Annotated in this window: 18 protein-coding genes; 7 read left to right on the top strand and 11 right to left on the bottom strand. The window is 40.2% G+C overall.

From position 1 onward, the window contains the following. Nucleotides 1–153 precede the first annotated feature (153 nt). Nucleotides 154–1,362: a porin gene (locus AN213_RS01935; protein ID WP_055197061.1), complete on the top strand. Its 1,209-nt coding sequence runs from the start codon at nt 154–156 to the stop codon at nt 1,360–1,362. 531 nt (nt 1,363–1,893) lie between these two features. Here AN213_RS01935 and AN213_RS01930 read toward each other — a convergent pair. The 4 genes from AN213_RS01930 to AN213_RS01915 all read right to left on the bottom strand — a co-directional run bounded on the left by AN213_RS01930 (nt 1,894) and on the right by AN213_RS01915 (nt 3,639). Continuing rightward, nucleotides 1,894–2,208, bottom strand: a complete 315-nt coding sequence (locus AN213_RS01930; RefSeq protein ID WP_055197059.1) for an antibiotic biosynthesis monooxygenase — start codon at nt 2,206–2,208, stop codon at nt 1,894–1,896. Between the two features lie 5 nt (nt 2,209–2,213). Then, complete coding sequence (locus AN213_RS01925) at nt 2,214–2,624, bottom strand: GFA family protein (RefSeq protein ID WP_055197057.1); 411 nt, start codon at nt 2,622–2,624, stop codon at nt 2,214–2,216. Nucleotides 2,625–2,645: 21 nt separating this feature from the next. Then, on the bottom strand, nt 2,646–3,077 hold the full coding sequence (locus AN213_RS01920) for a DUF3859 domain-containing protein (protein ID WP_054553896.1): 432 nt from the start codon (nt 3,075–3,077) through the stop codon (nt 2,646–2,648). Between the two features lie 82 nt (nt 3,078–3,159). Then, the gene (locus AN213_RS01915) at nt 3,160–3,639 is read right to left on the bottom strand and encodes a GNAT family N-acetyltransferase (RefSeq protein ID WP_055197055.1); all 480 of its coding nucleotides are present in this window, start codon (nt 3,637–3,639) and stop codon (nt 3,160–3,162) included. An 80-nt stretch (nt 3,640–3,719) separates the two neighbouring features. Between AN213_RS01915 and AN213_RS01910 the strand changes: the two genes are divergently transcribed. Then, a complete protein-coding gene (locus AN213_RS01910; RefSeq protein ID WP_054553898.1) occupies nt 3,720–3,920 on the top strand; it encodes a hypothetical protein in 201 nt (66 codons plus the stop codon). 41 nt (nt 3,921–3,961) lie between these two features. Here AN213_RS01910 and htpX read toward each other — a convergent pair whose 3' ends face one another. The 5 genes from htpX to bioB all read right to left on the bottom strand — a co-directional run bounded on the left by htpX (nt 3,962) and on the right by bioB (nt 8,663). Next, entirely contained in the window at nt 3,962–4,822 is an 861-nt protein-coding gene (htpX, locus tag AN213_RS01905; protein ID WP_054561446.1) for a protease HtpX, read from the bottom strand. A 174-nt stretch (nt 4,823–4,996) separates the two neighbouring features. After that, nucleotides 4,997–5,680, bottom strand: a complete 684-nt coding sequence (bioD, locus tag AN213_RS01900) for a dethiobiotin synthase (RefSeq protein WP_055197053.1) — start codon at nt 5,678–5,680, stop codon at nt 4,997–4,999. Nucleotides 5,681–5,693: 13 nt separating this feature from the next. Continuing rightward, nucleotides 5,694–6,485, bottom strand: coding sequence for a methyltransferase domain-containing protein (locus AN213_RS01895; protein ID WP_055197052.1), 792 nt, complete (start codon nt 6,483–6,485; stop codon nt 5,694–5,696). Further along, a complete protein-coding gene (locus AN213_RS01890; RefSeq protein ID WP_055197050.1) occupies nt 6,482–7,615 on the bottom strand; it encodes an 8-amino-7-oxononanoate synthase in 1,134 nt (377 codons plus the stop codon). Before AN213_RS01890 ends, AN213_RS01895 begins: the two co-directional genes overlap by 4 nt. A gap of 7 nt (nt 7,616–7,622) precedes the next feature. Further along, nucleotides 7,623–8,663, bottom strand: coding sequence for a biotin synthase BioB (gene bioB, locus AN213_RS01885; protein WP_055197048.1), 1,041 nt, complete (start codon nt 8,661–8,663; stop codon nt 7,623–7,625). A gap of 98 nt (nt 8,664–8,761) precedes the next feature. Between bioB and bioA the strand changes: the two genes are divergently transcribed. After that, nucleotides 8,762–10,054, top strand: a complete 1,293-nt coding sequence (gene bioA / locus AN213_RS01880) for an adenosylmethionine--8-amino-7-oxononanoate transaminase (protein WP_055197047.1) — start codon at nt 8,762–8,764, stop codon at nt 10,052–10,054. 34 nt (nt 10,055–10,088) lie between these two features. Here bioA and AN213_RS01875 read toward each other — a convergent pair whose 3' ends face one another. Continuing rightward, nucleotides 10,089–10,523 carry an ATP-binding protein gene (locus tag AN213_RS01875; RefSeq protein ID WP_054561441.1) on the bottom strand — a complete coding sequence of 145 codons (435 nt, stop codon included), beginning with the start codon at nt 10,521–10,523 and terminating at the stop codon, nt 10,089–10,091. A 271-nt stretch (nt 10,524–10,794) separates the two neighbouring features. On the opposite strand from AN213_RS01875, the gene asnS reads away from it, so the two are divergent. Together asnS and AN213_RS01865 are read left to right on the top strand one after the other, a co-directional pair. Further along, a complete protein-coding gene (gene asnS, locus AN213_RS01870) occupies nt 10,795–12,192 on the top strand; it encodes an asparagine--tRNA ligase (RefSeq protein ID WP_054553906.1) in 1,398 nt (465 codons plus the stop codon). Nucleotides 12,193–12,347: 155 nt separating this feature from the next. Then, nucleotides 12,348–13,280: a substrate-binding domain-containing protein gene (locus AN213_RS01865; protein WP_095209682.1), complete on the top strand. Its 933-nt coding sequence runs from the start codon at nt 12,348–12,350 to the stop codon at nt 13,278–13,280. A gap of 234 nt (nt 13,281–13,514) precedes the next feature. On the opposite strand, the gene rpsT is transcribed toward AN213_RS01865, so the two are convergent. Then, a complete protein-coding gene (gene rpsT / locus AN213_RS01860) occupies nt 13,515–13,775 on the bottom strand; it encodes a 30S ribosomal protein S20 (protein WP_054561913.1) in 261 nt (86 codons plus the stop codon). 243 nt (nt 13,776–14,018) lie between these two features. On the opposite strand from rpsT, the gene murJ reads away from it, so the two are divergent. Beyond that, nucleotides 14,019–15,599, top strand: coding sequence for a murein biosynthesis integral membrane protein MurJ (gene murJ / locus AN213_RS01855; RefSeq protein ID WP_268795220.1), 1,581 nt, complete (start codon nt 14,019–14,021; stop codon nt 15,597–15,599). Between the two features lie 73 nt (nt 15,600–15,672). Further along, nucleotides 15,673–16,599, top strand: coding sequence for a bifunctional riboflavin kinase/FAD synthetase (gene ribF, locus AN213_RS01850; protein WP_054561912.1), 927 nt, complete (start codon nt 15,673–15,675; stop codon nt 16,597–16,599). The last annotated feature ends 3 nt before the right edge of the window (nt 16,600–16,602 follow it).

Here is a 16,602-nt window from a genome sequence, read left to right as displayed (position 1 = left end):
AATTCAATATAGTGAACCTAAAGTGAATAATTTTTCCTCAAAGTCGGTTTGTTGCATGATAATTTTTCACTTTTGACCCTATTTTAGCTTTGATAATCTCCGTTCCTTAACTAAATTATACCTATTAGGGACAATATTTAATCAAGGTACTTTATGAAAAGAACACACACTGCCTTATTTGTTGCAGGCATGCTTGCCATACCTACAGCCACTGCCATCGAGATCTATAACGATCAAACCAATAGCGTTACTTTTGGTGGCTTTATCGATGCAAGGGTGATTAATACGCAAGGCGAAACTGAGGTAGTAAACGGTGCATCACGCATTAATTTTGATTTTAAGCGCCAATTAAAAAACGGCTGGCAAGCGTTTGCTTTGCTTGAATGGGGTGTAAACCCTGTTGGTAGCAGCGATATCGTTTACAGCAATCGCTTTGAGTCTATTCAAGATGAGTTTTTATATAACCGCTTAGGTTATGTTGGCCTTAAACATGACGATTACGGCCAAGTGACATTAGGTAAACAATGGGGCGCATGGTACGACGTTGTTTACAACACCAACTACAGCTTAGTGTGGGATGGTAACGCTGCAGGTGTTTATACCTACAATAAAGATGATGGTGCTGTGAATGGTACAGGCCGCGGCGATAAAGTACTGCAGTATCGAAATACCTGGGGTGATTTTCATTTAGCACTTCAAGCACAGCTAAAATCTGATGAATTTTATACCTGCGACATCGTTGATATTTCAAGAAGCTCTTGTGAAGTACTTTGGAACCAAGGAAACAATGCTGCACAAAAAGTAGAATTTAACTCGACTTATGGGGCCGCACTCACCTACTCGGTTAGCCCTAATTTAAAAGTTACTGCCGGTGTTAACCGTGGCCAGTTTGATATTGTGTATGCCGGTGGCAGAAATCAATCAGTAAACGATTTAATTTATGGTATGGGCATTACCTATGGTGATTTTTATAAACCGGGTTGGTATGCATCAGCGAATATAAATAAAAACGAAAACCACGATACCGACAACTTAGGCCGCTTAATAAAAGATGCTGTTGGTTTAGAGTCAATTTTAAGCTACCGCTTTGATAATGACATACGTACTTTTGTTGCTTACAACGTATTTGATGCAGGTAGTGACTATGTTATTCAGCCGAACTTTAATGCCGACCCTGAAGATGTGTTTAAACGCCAATTTGCTGTGATAGGTGCGCACTACTTTATGGCAGAAGACACCATTTTATATATCGAAGCGCGTAAAGATTTTAGCGACTTCTCGAGTAATGACGCTGAGCAAGAAGCACAGATGTCACAAACCGAAGATGACGGTATAGCTATCGGATTTAATTACACTTTGTAGTTACGATAAACACTAAGCCCACTATTGTGGGCTTTTTTCTAATCCAATTGCACACTTTCAAGATTGTTCGCAATATCAATCAACGTCTGCTATTACTTAACAATCATAAAACTAAAATACGTCAATATTTGAGGTTGTTGTGTCTAACAAGATAAAGCTAATTCTACTTTCATCAATATCTAGCGTTTCGTTCATGCTCTTTTACTGGCTAACAAATGTTAGAGAATCGGATACGGTATTTGGTGTTAGTTCAGATTTGTCAGGTGGTTTAGTAATGGGCTTTGCTATTGGTGTGATGCTAGTTACATTAAGCACATTTAAGTTAAACAAGTATTGAGTGTTTTTTGGAATCAAACGTTTAAACCCTTTTGACTCTTCGCTTCCAAATAATGTGATTGTGGCTAATTATTTCATGAGCTCCTTTTTAGATCCTACACACTTACCCTGCTTATTAAAAAGCTTAAATTTAAGGATATGCTGAGATTGAAATTAACCTCAAATTAGTATGATGTGTTCTTTTGTGGTTAATGGCTATTTCAATGAATAATCACGTTCTACTTTAGCAATACGCGTTGTAAACGCACTGTACCATTTGTCTTTGCCGAGCTGTTGGGCTTTTAAGTGTTCAACGTTTTGTTTCCAGGCTTTTATTGCATCTAAGCTTTGCCAATACGACACCGTAATACCCAAACCATCACGAACAGACTCCATACCTAAGTACCCAGGTTGTTGCTCTGCAAGTTCCACCATTCTATTGGCCAGATCTTCATAACCGGCGGTATCATCTGATAAGGTATTCGTAAAAATCACGGCGTAATATGGCGGTTTTGGTGTATTCGCTATCATGGCTGTTACTTCCCTCTACTTGGTTCAAAACCATCATAACATGGGATTTTTGTGTTAAACGTATCCCAATTTGCTTTAGAGCTTACAAAGTTATGACTGATCGGGCGCTCATTTATATCGCTATCTAATAAACCTAAGCGAATACGTAATCGGCTTGGGTCATCTCTATTTTCGCTATAAATAGGCGAGCCACAACAGCTACAAAAATAGCGAATTCTGCCGGGTTTAAATTCAAACGCACTTAGATGCTGCTTGCCTTCTGTGAGGTTAAAACCATCTCGTTGAATAAAGCCATTGGTTGCGTAGGCTGTGCCTGAGTTTTTACGACATAAGGAGCAATGACAATGAATAATTGAGTCTATGCCACCAGCAATAGTTACTTTTACTTTCCCGCACAAACAACTTCCTTGATACATAGTCCCTCTCAGGTTTAAAGATTAATAACCGCGATGCTTCCAAAATTCAGTGGCAGTGCCTTCGGCTTCCTTTAATAAGTTAAAGGATTTATCAGCAATTATATGGCCATTTAACTCAATAGTCATGCGCCAAATACCTACTTTATTATCAACAGGTGCCCATATCGTATCACCTAAATAAAACTGCCAATCGTTTGTTTTAACGTACTGTTCGCCCTCAAACGGTGGCATGATCTCGCCATCTTCATCCGGAATATCTGGGTGGTAAACGCAAAATTTAATTTTTTGTCCTTTGGCCTTTTTAATGTTAACTATAAAGCCAAATTCAATATCTAACTGTGCAGGAACGTCTGTTGTAAACTCGGTGATTTGAGGCAGGTCTTTTTCTTTTGCATCCCAATGACTGTAAATGCCGTAACTTTCAATACTGGTAATTGGTTTGGCTTTTGCCATAGCTGCAAGCGCTCCTTTTTTAAAATAAGGCGCTATTTTATAGTAGCAACCCTAGCAGAACAAGATTGTACTATTATAGTAATTAGCTAACGTATTTTACCCAGTGAGTGTCATGTTGTTGAAAGCCACATTTAGTTAAAAGTTTAATACTTGCGCTATTATTTGGGTTAACTAAAGCTAACACACTGTTTAGCGGAGCAGGTACAAAGGTCGTCAGTTTTTCAAATAGCATATCTAGTACCTTTTGCATTACTCCTTTGCCAAAGTACTGCGATGCCAATTCAAACCCCAACATGCCCTGCCCGTCAATTATGTTAAATATGCCTACGCTGCCAATAACCTGCCCACTACTTCGTAAAACAATAACTAAACGAATGCCTTGTTGATTATAAAAACGTTCTATGTCGCCTTGAATAAAGTCGTACACGTCACCTTTCGTTATATCAGCGCCGTAATCATTAAACGTTTGTACTTGCGGATCTTTTAAAATATCCCATATCGCTTGGCAATCTCTATGACGAATTGGGCGTAAGTCAAAGGCTAGGTCATCGTGGCTAGACACGTTAATTTCTTCTTTTTGCTTTATGAGCTGGCATTATTGTCTTACTATAAACGCAATTTCAAGCAATTAGATTAAGTTCGATGAGTGAAGAATTTAAAGTAATTCAACCTACCACCACAGTATACTGTAAAGAACGCGGTGAAGGCTGGACCTTAACAGGGATCACCAGTATCGATGAGCATACTTCTGTGATGTTTGATGGCGTAAGGTATACCTTACCGGCCCGTGAAATTGTTGAGGTATTATTGCCACAACAACTCGAGCGAGAGAAAAATCAATAATAAAAAAAGCCAGCATCAAGCTGGCTTTTTCTCGTTTTAAATTAACGTAATGCGTTAATACGCTCATCAAGTGGTGGGTGCGATGAGAATAACTCGGCAACACCTTTACCGCTTGCAATACCAAATGCCATCATTGAACCTTCTAGTTGTGATGGGTGGTTTTGTTTTAAACGCTCAAGGGCGCTACGCATTTTATCTGCACCTACTAGTTTTGCTGCACCCGCATCCGCAGAGAATTCGCGTTTACGGCTGTAGTAAGCAACAATCACACTTGCTAGAACACCAAATAACATTTGGAAAATCATATCGAACAAGAAGTATGTCCAGCTACTACCGCCCTCTTCCTCATCACTATTAAGGAAGTTATCAACAATACCTGCCAATACTTTCGCCATAAAGATAACAAAGGTATTCACTACACCTTGAATAAGAGTAAGCGTTACCATGTCACCATTTGCAATGTGAGATACCTCATGAGCCAATACCGCCTCAGCTTGATCTTGATTCATGTTGTGTAATAAACCTGTGCTCACAGCCACCAGCGAGTTGTTCTTACTTGGGCCGGTCGCAAATGCGTTCATTTCAGGGCTATCGTAAATAGCCACTTCTGGCATCGCGATACCTGCTTTTTTCGCTTGCGCAGCTACCGTTGAAACCAACCATTGTTCTGTTTCAGAACGAGGCTGTTCAATAACATGTGCACCGGTTGATTTTTTTGCCATCCATTTCGACATAAATAACGAAATAAACGATCCACCAAAACCAAATACGGTTGAAATAACTAAAATGCCGCCTAAACTGCGATGGCTAATACCCAGTACGCTCATCACAATAGACAACACAATACCTAACACTAGCATTACCGCTAAGTTTGTAAGTAGAAACAGAAATACACGCTTCATAAAAACCTCAGAATAAACATACCAATTGTATTAACTAACGACATGGTTAAAAATCGTTAGTTAATAAAATTATCTGGGTACTCTACCAACTCAGTTTAGGGCTTATGCAATTGGTTGCAAGGAACTAATTGCAACCAATTGTGACAGAGTATGTCAAAAGTAACAACTCAATTATTATGGGTTGATAGATAAAATTTCAAGTAAGGTTTTGTAAATTTTTAATTTAGGGGTGCCGTCTGTATACGGACTAATCGCTAAAAGCGGGAAAGGTAGTGCTGATTTTAAAGTTTCTAAATTGGCGTCTTGTTCACGCATGTTTGGCTCTACATGATTTGCTATCCAACCCACACAATTTACACCGAGCGCTTTAAAGTGAGCAGCTGTCAATAGTGCGTGATTAAGGCAACCAAGCTTCATGCCTACTACTAGCACAACATTAAGGTTTTGTGATTTAACCCAATCGCTGAGTAAATCGGTTTCGTTGATAGGTAAACACCAACCGCCTGCACCTTCTGTAAGAATATAATCGGTATTGAGTGCTTTTACATTTGCATAAGCAACATCAAGTTTAGCAAATGTCAGTCTGTCACCTACTAGGGCAGCTGCAATATGCGGTGCAATGGGTGGCTCATAGGTAAAGGGGTTAACTATGTTATATTTAACCCCAATTGATGAGCTTTCCATTAAGGTTAATGCATCATCATTGACTAGCTGTCCAAATGCTTCTTCTGCACCTGCTGCAATGGGTTTAAAACCCACCGCACGCTGTTTATGTTGCGCTAGTAAGTTTAATAATAAACTGGTGACATGGGTTTTTCCGGCATCGGTGTCTGTACCCGTGATAAAAAATTCTTTCATTTTTGAGTTAATTCTATTTTTCTAGTTCTAAAAGGACAACTTGATAGCTCACTCTAGCATGCCCATCAACCAGAGGGTATGCCCTACAAACACTATTAAGTGCCTGCCTCGTTAATAACCCTTGGCGTTTTTGCTTAGTTTGCAATGAGGTAGCACCAATCGCTTTTATCGACCGCAGCGCATCTAAAGGAGAGTTATAGGCATCTATATAACATCTATCAGCGGCAAAATTGAGTTTAAACCCCGCCAATTTTGCATACTCAATAATGTGACTAGCACAATGAAACTGATTAATATGGTTTTGCTCATCTAAACAAGCAAAAGCCTGTTTGATTTCTTTGAGCGATCCATCTACCACGCAGCTTAAATAAACCTTACCACCCGCTTTTAATGCGGAAAAAAGATTTTTAAGTAGTGCCTCTAAATCAGCAGACCATTGCATTGCAAAATTACTAAACACACAATTTAGCGAACTTTGCTGTAATGGTAGGTTGTCCATATCAGCACACACTTTTAAACAATGCGGGTTTTGTTCTGTGCTGAGCATGGAATGACTTAAGTCCATTGCCAATACAGTATCAAAGTGTGTTTTAAGCATTGCCGTGTTAACTAAAGGCCCAGCACCTAAATCAAGGCAAGTACCCTGCTGATGTTTACTGGCCATCATTTTGAATAAGTGCGCAGCCGCTTGTTTTTGAACATTAGCATGGCTCGCGTAATTTGCAGCCGCTTTAGAGAACTTAGTTTGTGTTGTTAGCTTATTACTGTGTTGAAAGCTTAAAGGCGCTTGCAGTTGAACACTCATAAACACTCCACTAGCGAATAAACCAGCTGTTTTATATCCTCAGCTTGATGCGCGCTACTTATGGTTACTCTAAGTCGTGCCGTATTAAATGGCACCGTGGGAGGTCGAATAGCAGTTAACCACACGCCTTTATTTTTAAGATTATCAGCAACAGCAAGAGTATGTTCTGCATCGCCCAGTACCAAAGGCTGAATAGCCGTTGTTGATTCCATTAATGCTAAGTTATGCTCTTTAGCTAGCGCTCTAAAGTAGGTAATATTCTCTGTCAGCTGAGAGCGTCTCTTATCTGCTTTTAGTAACTTTTCGAGTCGTTCAAGAGTACAACTTGCCATCAGTGGTGACATCGCCGTTGAATATATGTATTCACGATTAAACTGCAACATGTAATCAATCATTTGCTTTGATGCAAGCAAGCAAGCGCCACTACTTGCCAATGCCTTGCCAAAGGTGATAATCAGTAAATCAGGCTTGATTGCCTCACAGCTCCCTAAGCCTTGCTCGCCTGACACGCCAAAGCCATGTGCGTCGTCAATCATCAACCACGCATTGTATTGTTTAGCAAGTTTACAGAGTGCTTCAATGGGGGCTTGATCGCCATCCATCGAAAACACCCCTTCGCTTACTATGAGCTTATGCTTTGCTTTCGATTTTTGTAACCGAGACTCTAAGTGCTTAAGGTCGTTATGATTAAAGCGCACCATGGCAGCGGCAGAATGAAGTCCGCCATCAATTAAGCTGGCATGATTAAGCTTATCTTGAAAAATTGCCGATGATTGCGCCACGCTTTTATCTTGAAACAGCGCTTTTAATACGCTGCTATTAGCACTAAATCCGCTATTAAATAACATGGCGCTTTCATAGCCTAATAACTCGCATAAACGCTGCTCAAGCTGTTGTTGTGGTTTATTATAACCATTCACTAATGCTGAACTGTGGCTACCTAGTTGCTGCGCTTGTATTTCAATAAAATCATCAGCAAAGCCAAGGTAGTCATTACTGGCAAAATTTAAATACTGTTTACCTGCAACCTGAATAAAGCGCCCGCTTGATTGCTCAACAAGTTGACGCTTTCTCAGTAATGCATCTGCTTGTCGGTCAACAAGATGCTCGGCAATAAAATCAAAAGCCATTTAAATATTACGCTTCGTAAAATAGTTCTGATGTTGCTTTATCAGCAACTTTTGATGAAAGTGATGCAGCAACCGCTTCATCAGAATAATCTTCACGGGTTTCTGGGTTCATGCCTAATTTTTTAATCAGCATCATGTCTGCGTCTGCTTCAGGGTTTTCTGTAGTCAGTAGTTTATCACCGTAGAAAATTGAATTAGCACCAGCAAAGAAACACATAGATTGCATTTGTTCATTCATCGCCGTACGACCAGCTGATAAACGAACATAGCTTTTCGGCATCATTATACGTGCAACAGCAATGGTACGAATAAACTCAAAGTGGTCTAAGTCTTCGACATCTTCAAGTGGCGTGCCTTTAACCTTAACCAACATATTAATTGGCACACTCTCTGGCTGCTGCGGCAAATTAGCTAATTGCATTAATAAACCAAAACGGTCAGCTGCCTGCTCGCCCATACCAACAATACCGCCAGAACACACTTTCATGCCGGCATCACGCACGTTATCGATGGTGTTTAAACGGTCTTGGTAAGTACGTGTTGTAATGATCTGCTGGTAATACTCAGGTGATGTATCTAGGTTATGGTTGTAGTAATCAAGGCCCGCGTCTTTTAATGCATGGGCTTTTTCGTTATCTAGCATGCCAAGCGTCATACAGGTTTCAAGGCCTAGCTCTTTAACCTCTTTTACCATTTTTGAAATATAAGGCATGTCACGTTCTTTCGGATCAGACCACGCAGCACCCATACAAAAACGGGTTGCGCCTTTTTCTTTTGCAACACGTGCTTGCTCAACCACTTTTTCTACTTCCATTAAACGTTCACGGTCTAAGTCTGTTTTATAATGACCTGACTGAGGACAATATTTGCAATCTTCTGGGCAAGCACCGGTTTTAATCGATAACAAAGTAGAAATTTGTACTTCATTTGGGTTGAAGTTTTCACGATGCACACTGGCCGCTTTAAATAACAAATCATTGAACGGCATTTCGAATAATGCTTTTACTTCTTGGTGACTCCAATCGTGACGGACAACTGCGTGCTCCATAATAGTCTCTTTTTTTAAATTATTGGGACGGTTTGATTGGCTTAGTCTACGACTTGACGTAACATTGTCAACGAAACGAAGCGATATAAAGTTTACATATGACCAATAAACAACCAATAGATTTAGATTTTGATCGTGAGCATATTTGGCACCCTTATACTTCTATGACTCAGCCCCTTCCTGTGTACCCAGTCAGTCATGCCAATGCAAATCGTATTTTCTTAGAAACAGGCGAAAGCCTAATAGATGGTATGGCCTCTTGGTGGAGTGCGATTCATGGTTACTGCCATCCTGTTTTAAATGAGGCAATCACTACACAGGTTAGTAAAATGAGCCATGTCATGTTTGGTGGCTTAACTCATGAGCCTGCTGTTGAGTTGTGTAAAAAGCTAGTCAGTATCACACCTAAGTCACTCGATAAGGTGTTCTTAGCCGACAGTGGCTCTGTGAGTGTTGAAGTTGCAATAAAAATGGCCTTGCAGTACTGGCTTAGCCAAGGTTACACCAGCAAACAAAAATTAATGACGCCGCTTAAGGGCTACCATGGCGATACTTTTGCAGCCATGAGCGTTTGCGATCCAGTTAATTCAATGCACAGCATGTACTCAGGGTTTTTACCTGAACATGTTTTTGTACCTGCGCCGAGTGCTAAATTTAATGGTGAGTTTAGCCCAACTGAGGCTGATACGCTTGAAAGCTACTTTGCAGCTCACCACCAAGATGTTGCTGCATTTATCATTGAACCCATTGTACAAAATGCTGGGGGCATGAATTTTTACCACCCTGATTACTTAAAACACCTGCGCATTCTTTGTGATAAGTATGATGTTTTACTTATTTGTGACGAAATCGCTACAGGCTTTGGTCGCACCGGCACCTTGTTTGCTGTTGAACACGCCAACATTGAGCCGGATATTTTATGTATTGGCAAAGCATTAACGGGCGGCATGATGACCCTATCAGCGACATTAACCACTAGCAAAGTCGCTGTTGGCATTAGTGAGGGTGAAGCCGGCGTATTAATGCATGGCCCAACTTTTATGGGTAACCCGCTTGCCTGTGCCACAGGCTGCGCGAGTATTGATTTACTGTTAGAGCAACCTTGGCAAGAGCAAATTGAACATATAAATGATGTGCTAACAACCCAGCTTGCTAAATGTAAGCCGCTTGATGCAGTCGTTGATGTACGCACATTAGGTGCAATTGGAGTTGTTGAGCTTAATCGAAGTTTAGATGTAGCAAAAATTCAACGCTTTTTTATCGAGCAAGGTGTGTGGATCCGCCCGTTTGGTAAATTAATTTATTTGATGCCGCCTTACATAAGCGACGAACAAAGCTTAACTAAGTTATGCAATGCTATTTATGCAGCCATTGAACAACAGGCGTATTAAAAAAGGAAGCTAATGCTTCCTTTTCCTTTAAACTTTACCATTCAAACATATAAGCCATTTTACTGATCATTCGAAGCGGTACTTTATGTTCACAGCGCTTGGCGTAAAGATGCTGCAATGATTTATCTTTAATTTCACCAACGATCACTTCTTTTACTTGATAACCCAGTGCAGTGGCCGCTTGTGCGTAGGCGATAAATTCCCACTTTTTAATATTAGTGTTATCAACAATTACTAACGGGATTTCTTCTGCTAGGGCATTAATAAAGCGTGCAAGGTTTAGATTGTGATACTCAGATAACTTGTACTTATCAAATTGATACACACCTTCGCTATTGTAAAAATAATCATCTGTTGCGCACACGACATAATCACTTTCATTACCAGCTACCAACTCATCAGCAAGGCTTTGTGCGTAATATGATTTACCTGAGCCTGGTAAGCCGCGAAGAATAAAAACTTGTTTCATAGCACCTGTTATACAATTTAATTAAAGACTAAAGGACAGTTATCCTATTGAGAATTGTTAATAATGCCACAAAATAACCAATTAGCGCAGCGAGAATTTAAATAAACGCAAATTTTACGCAAAATATTGCTGCTATTTTACTCAATTGAAGAAAAACTACTAAAGAGTACGCCTCAATAGTTTTTTTATTTGATTTACGAGGGTAAGATAGTCGATTCAAGTGCAATGCACAGCATTATTATATTAGGCAACTTATATCATTGGAGTGAAGATGAGCCATTTAGCGATTTCAGAGCTATTAAAAGGCAAGGTTGCGGTAGACAGCCAAGTAACAGTAAAAGGCTGGATCCGTACACGCCGCGATTCAAAAGCAGGAATTTCATTTTTAGCCGTTCATGACGGTTCGTGTTTTGATCCTATTCAAGCGGTAGTACCTAATTCACTCAATAATTATGATGAAGTAACACGTTTAACTGCAGGTTGTTCTGTATCTGTAACAGGTGTTCTTGTGCCTTCTGCAGGTCAAGGTCAGTCTTTCGAAATTCAAGCTAACTCTGTAGAAGTATTAGGTTGGGTTGAGAATCCAGACACCTACCCTATGTCTGCGAAACGTCACAGCATTGAATATTTACGTGAGCACGCACACCTTCGCCCTCGTACTAACATCATGGGCGCGGTAACCCGTGTACGTAACTGTTTAGCACAAGCGATTCACCGTTTTTATCACGAGCAAGGTTACTACTGGATCAGCACACCGATCATCACTGCAAGTGACTGTGAAGGCGCCGGTGAAATGTTCCGTGTGTCTACTTTAGATATGCAAAACTTACCACGCACAGATAAAGGCGACATCGATTACAGTGAAGATTTTTTCGGTAAAGAAGCATTCTTAACAGTATCTGGTCAATTAAATGGTGAGACATATGCTTCAGCAATGTCAAAAATCTATACCTTTGGCCCTACTTTCCGTGCTGAGAACTCAAATACATCTCGTCACTTAGCAGAGTTTTGGATGGTTGAACCTGAAGTTGCATTCGCAGATTTAGAAGATATCGCAAAACTTGCTGAAGACATGCTTAAATACGTTTTCAATGCAGTATTAACTGAGCGTCGTGATGATATGGAATTCTTTGCACAACGTGTTGAGAAAACAGCTATCTCTCGTTTAGAAGAGTTCGTAACTAAAGATTTCGCACAAGTTGATTACACAGATGCTATCGAAATCTTAAAAGCGTGTGGTAAGAAGTTCGAATACCCTGTTGAATGGGGTGTAGATTTACAGTCTGAGCACGAACGTTACCTTGCTGAAGAGCACTTTAATGCGCCAGTAGTTATTAAAAACTACCCGCGTGATATTAAAGCCTTCTACATGCGTCAAAACGAAGACGGCAAAACAGTCGCTGCAATGGACGTAGTTGCACCAGGTATTGGTGAAATCATCGGTGGTTCTCAACGTGAAGAGCGTCTAGATGTACTAGATAAGCGTCTAGAAGAAATGGGCTTAAACAAAGAAGATTACAGCTGGTACCGCGACCTACGTAAATACGGCACTGTACCGCACTCAGGTTTTGGTCTAGGTTTTGAGCGTTTAGTTGCATATGTAACAGGTATGGGTAACGTACGTGACGTTATCGCCTTCCCTCGTACAAAAGGCAGCGCGACTTACTAATAAGAAACGCTACATAGTCTAAAAGCCGCTTTCGAGCGGCTTTTTTGTGTGTAAATCATTAAATGTTTTAAAAAATTACAGTATAAAGAATTAGCAAAGCCAGACATATTGCCTATATTGATAAGAAGCTAACTATTAAGGAGTTTGCGTCTACTATGCTATTTCGCTCTATGAAAGCCCTTTTGCTATCTACAACCCTTATCTCTGCACATAGTGCGTATGCAATTGAAGAAAATATTAATTCGAAGCCTATTTTTATTGCAGGCTCAACCACTGTCACTGAACTATTAATCGATATGAAAGCCGATTTAAGCCAAGAGTTTGGCAATAGTATACAAATTAGGCCAATGGGCAGTGATAAAGGCATTAAAGCCATTGCAGAAAATGTTATAGATATCGGCACCAGCTCTCGTTATTTAACAAAAGAAGAACAACAACGTTGGCCTTTTTTAAGGCAAATTATTATAGCCCAAGATGCAATCGCATTTTTTGTAAATAAAAACTTAAACATTACTGAAGTTACCACTAAAAAGCTGAGCGATATCTACCAAGGAAAACTAAAGGCGTGGTCTGAAGTTTCACCTTATACACCTGAGCTCAGTGCCAAAAATGACGAGATCCTACTTTTTAGTAAAGGCACTAGTCACGGTAGTTTTGATGTCTTTTTAGAGTATTTAAATTTAGATTATATTCAAGAACCAGGCAGTAACTTCATACGCTTAAAAATGGCGGGTAATAGAGGTTTATTTTCTAAACAAAAAGTAGAACTTTACGATCAGTTCAATCAAGCATTGGGTATAGTGCAGCGTATTCCAAATGCCATTGCTTACGATTCATATGGCGCTATTAGTAAATTAGAAAATGACAGACGTATTAACAGAGTAACTTTGCTTGAGATTGACGGTGTAAGCCCTTCCGTTGAATCAATTCAAAGTGGTGACTATGCCTTTGTTAGGCCGCTAGTGCTAATCATTAATACACAATCACCTCGTTCAAAAAAGATTGGCGACAAACTTGCTGTGATTGTTAAATCAAACAAGATTCAACAGAAAATGCTTGAGTTTGGTTACCTTCCGGTAAAACAATGACCTGAAGATATAATACCAACCCGCAATAATAATTAATCATTTTGAGGGATTAAACCTGTCGCTAACTGCGTTAAAAATTTCTCTTTTAGAACAACTAAATAACGAAATTTTTGCCTTTTTATCAACGAGGTTTTATTGCCTCAAAATAGACTACTTAATTAAGCGGATTGGTATTAAATTACAGATAAAAAAAAACCGGCAAAAGCCGGTTTTTTCATATTCATCAAAAACAAATTATAGCGCTTTGATTTTAGCTGCTAAACGGCTCTTATGACGAGCTGCTTTGTTCTTGTGGATTAGACCTTTAGTTGCGTAACGGTCTAGGATAGGTGTTGCAACAGCGAATGCCGCTTGTGCAGCTTCTTTGTCGCCCGCTTCAATAGCAGTAACTACTTTTTTGAAGTAAGTACGCATCATTGAACGACGGCTTGCGTTATGTTGACGATTTTTTTCGCTCGTAATAGCGCGTTTTTTTGCAGACTTGATGTTAGCCAAGGTTTGCTCCTAACAATCTTAAAATAAGCTTAATTTAAAGGCCGTGGAATATGCCTGTTTTTATCATGAATGTCAACGAAATTTTGACATCTCAAGAAAAACTGCTCCTTATAACGAACATCAATTTGCCGCTTTAGCAGTTAATATCGCCATTGTAACAAAGGGTCGGGTTCGAGCCTAGTGCTTTAAAGATATTTTAGGCATAATCGCCCATCTTAGAAGTTTTTTGATAATGGGTTTAAGGTGGCAAAAGGATTATTTCGTTCTGGGATGATTGTTAGTGCAATGACGATGATCTCGCGTATTTTAGGGTTAGTACGAGATGCTGTTGTGGCAAATCTGCTAGGTGCCAGTGCTGCTGCGGATGTGTTTTTATTTGCCAATCGAATTCCTAACTTTTTAAGACGTTTGTTTGCCGAAGGTGCCTTTGCTCAAGCTTTTGTGCCGGTTTTATCTGAGATAAAAGAACAACAAGGCGATGATAAAGTGAGGCTGTTTGTAGCTCAAGCAGCCGGTACCCTAGGTACTATTTTATTAATTGTTACTTTGTTTGGGGTTGTTGCCTCTCCTGTGATAGCGGCCTTATTTGGTACTGGCTGGTTTATCGATTGGTGGCAAGGAGGCGAAAATGCAGAAAAGTTCGTACTGGCTAGTGCACTGTTAAAGCTGACTTTCCCTTATTTATTTTTTGTGAGTCTGGTTGCCTTAAGTGGTGCGGTTATGAACGTATATAATCGTTTTGCTGTTGCGGCATTTACCCCTGTGCTGTTAAATGTATCAATTATCACGTGTGCTGTTTTTCTACACGATAAATTTTCGGTGGGGGCATACGCGCTTGCCATCGGCGTGTTTGTAGGGGGCTTAGTACAGTTATTATTCCAGTTGCCATTTTTGTATCGTGCCCGCATGTTGAGCCGCCCTAAATGGGGCTGGCAAGATGAAAACGTTAAGAAAGTCCGAAAACTCATGCTACCAGCCTTGTTTGGCGTGTCTATCAGTCAAATAAACCTGTTACTCGACACTATGATCGCCTCGATGTTGATGACCGGCTCTATCGCGTGGCTCTACTACTCAGACCGTTTAATTGAGTTTCCTCTTGGCTTATTCGGTATCGGTATCGCGACGGTCATATTGCCTGCATTGTCTAAGTTACATAGCACCAATAGCACAAAAGATTTTCAACTAACCCTCGACTGGGGGGTGAGGTTTGTTATTTTCTTAGGCTTGCCAGCCATGTTTGGCTTAATGGTGATAAGCCCGCTCATTATTACGGTTTTATTTGATCATGGTGCGTTTCAAAACGGTGAAATTGATCATGTAAAAGCGGTAAGTTACGGTGTGATGGCCTACTCAGTGGGACTGGTTAGCTTTATGTTAATCAAGGTGTTAGCTCCGGGTTTTTATTCACGTCAAGATACTAAAACTCCGGTAAAAATAGGCATTAAAACACTGGTGTTAAATATGGTGTTTAACATTATGCTAGCTCCATTTATTGGCTATTTGGGGTTAGCGTTAGCAACCGCGATGTCGGCCAGTTGTAATGCCTATTTGTTGTATCATCAACTACGTAAAGAAGGCGTTTATCAGTTTTCTGCGATGAGCCTTGGTTTCACCTTTAAGTGTTTGTTTTCAAGTTTATTAATGGCTGCTGCAGTGTGGTATGTTGGCCAGCAATTTGCGTGGAAAACATGGTACTTTACTGAACAAGTGCTGCTGTTGAGTGGGTTATTAGTGCTGGCGGTTTTTGTTTACTTTGCGGCCTTATTCATTTTAGGTGTGCGACTAAATACGATAAAAAGTGTTGCAACTACTGAATCAAACTAAAAAAAAGATTATAATCGGCGCTTCAAGCCCGATATCAATGTTTTGGGCTCGCTGATAAAGGCAAAAAGGTGGCATGGAGTTAATTAGAGGTATTCACAATATTCGCGCGCAGCATTATGGCTGTGTGTTGACCATTGGTAATTTTGATGGCGTGCACTTAGGTCATGCAGAAGTGATTAAAGGCTTGCTGCAAGACGCAGAAAAGCATCAATTGCCAAGTACCGTGATGTTATTTGAGCCTCAGCCACAAGAGTTTTTTGCTAAAGATAATGCTCCCGCGCGTTTAACTCGACTACGTGATAAGCTCAGTTTGCTTGCTAAATTAGGCGTGGAGCGAGTGATTTGCATTAGCTTTAATCAGCAATTTGCCAACATGGAAGCAGAACAGTTTGTCAGCCAAGTACTGGTTGAAAAACTAGGCGTTAAGGCATTAACTGTTGGTGATGACTTTTGTTTTGGCAAACGTCGTCGTGGTGATTTTGCATTACTAAAAACCATGGGCACTGAGCTGAACATGGATGTGAAAAGTACTGCAAGTTTTCGCAGACTCAATGATAGAGTTAGTAGTACCCTTATTCGCCATGCGCTTGCTGCAGGGCAATTAGAAGATGCAAAAACCATGTTAGGTCATGGTTATGCGATTTCTGGACGTGTTATTCATGGCTGGGCGAAAGGTCGTGAATTAGGGTTCAGAACTGCCAACATAGCACTAAAACGCCAAGTATGCCCTGTAAATGGGGTATTTGCGGTACGAGCTAAAGTTGGTGATAAAGAATTATATGGGGTTGCAAATATTGGCAACAAACCCACATTTAATGGAACACGCGCATTGTTAGAAGTCCATCTTTTCGACTTTGCGCAAGACATTTACGGACAATTTATGCACGTGGAGCTTATTAAAAAGCTTCGCGATGAGAAAAAATTCGAGACATTAACACAACTGACGGCGCAGATTGCAGATGATGTAACCGCCGCTAAGCAGTGTTTTGGTTTAAATTAGGTA

Origin of the sequence: Pseudoalteromonas sp. P1-8 (genome assembly GCF_001399985.1) — a bacterium.
In the GTDB taxonomy this organism is placed as follows: Bacteria; Pseudomonadota; Gammaproteobacteria; order Enterobacterales; family Alteromonadaceae; genus Pseudoalteromonas.
This window is presented reverse-complemented; position numbering and strand designations above follow the sequence as displayed.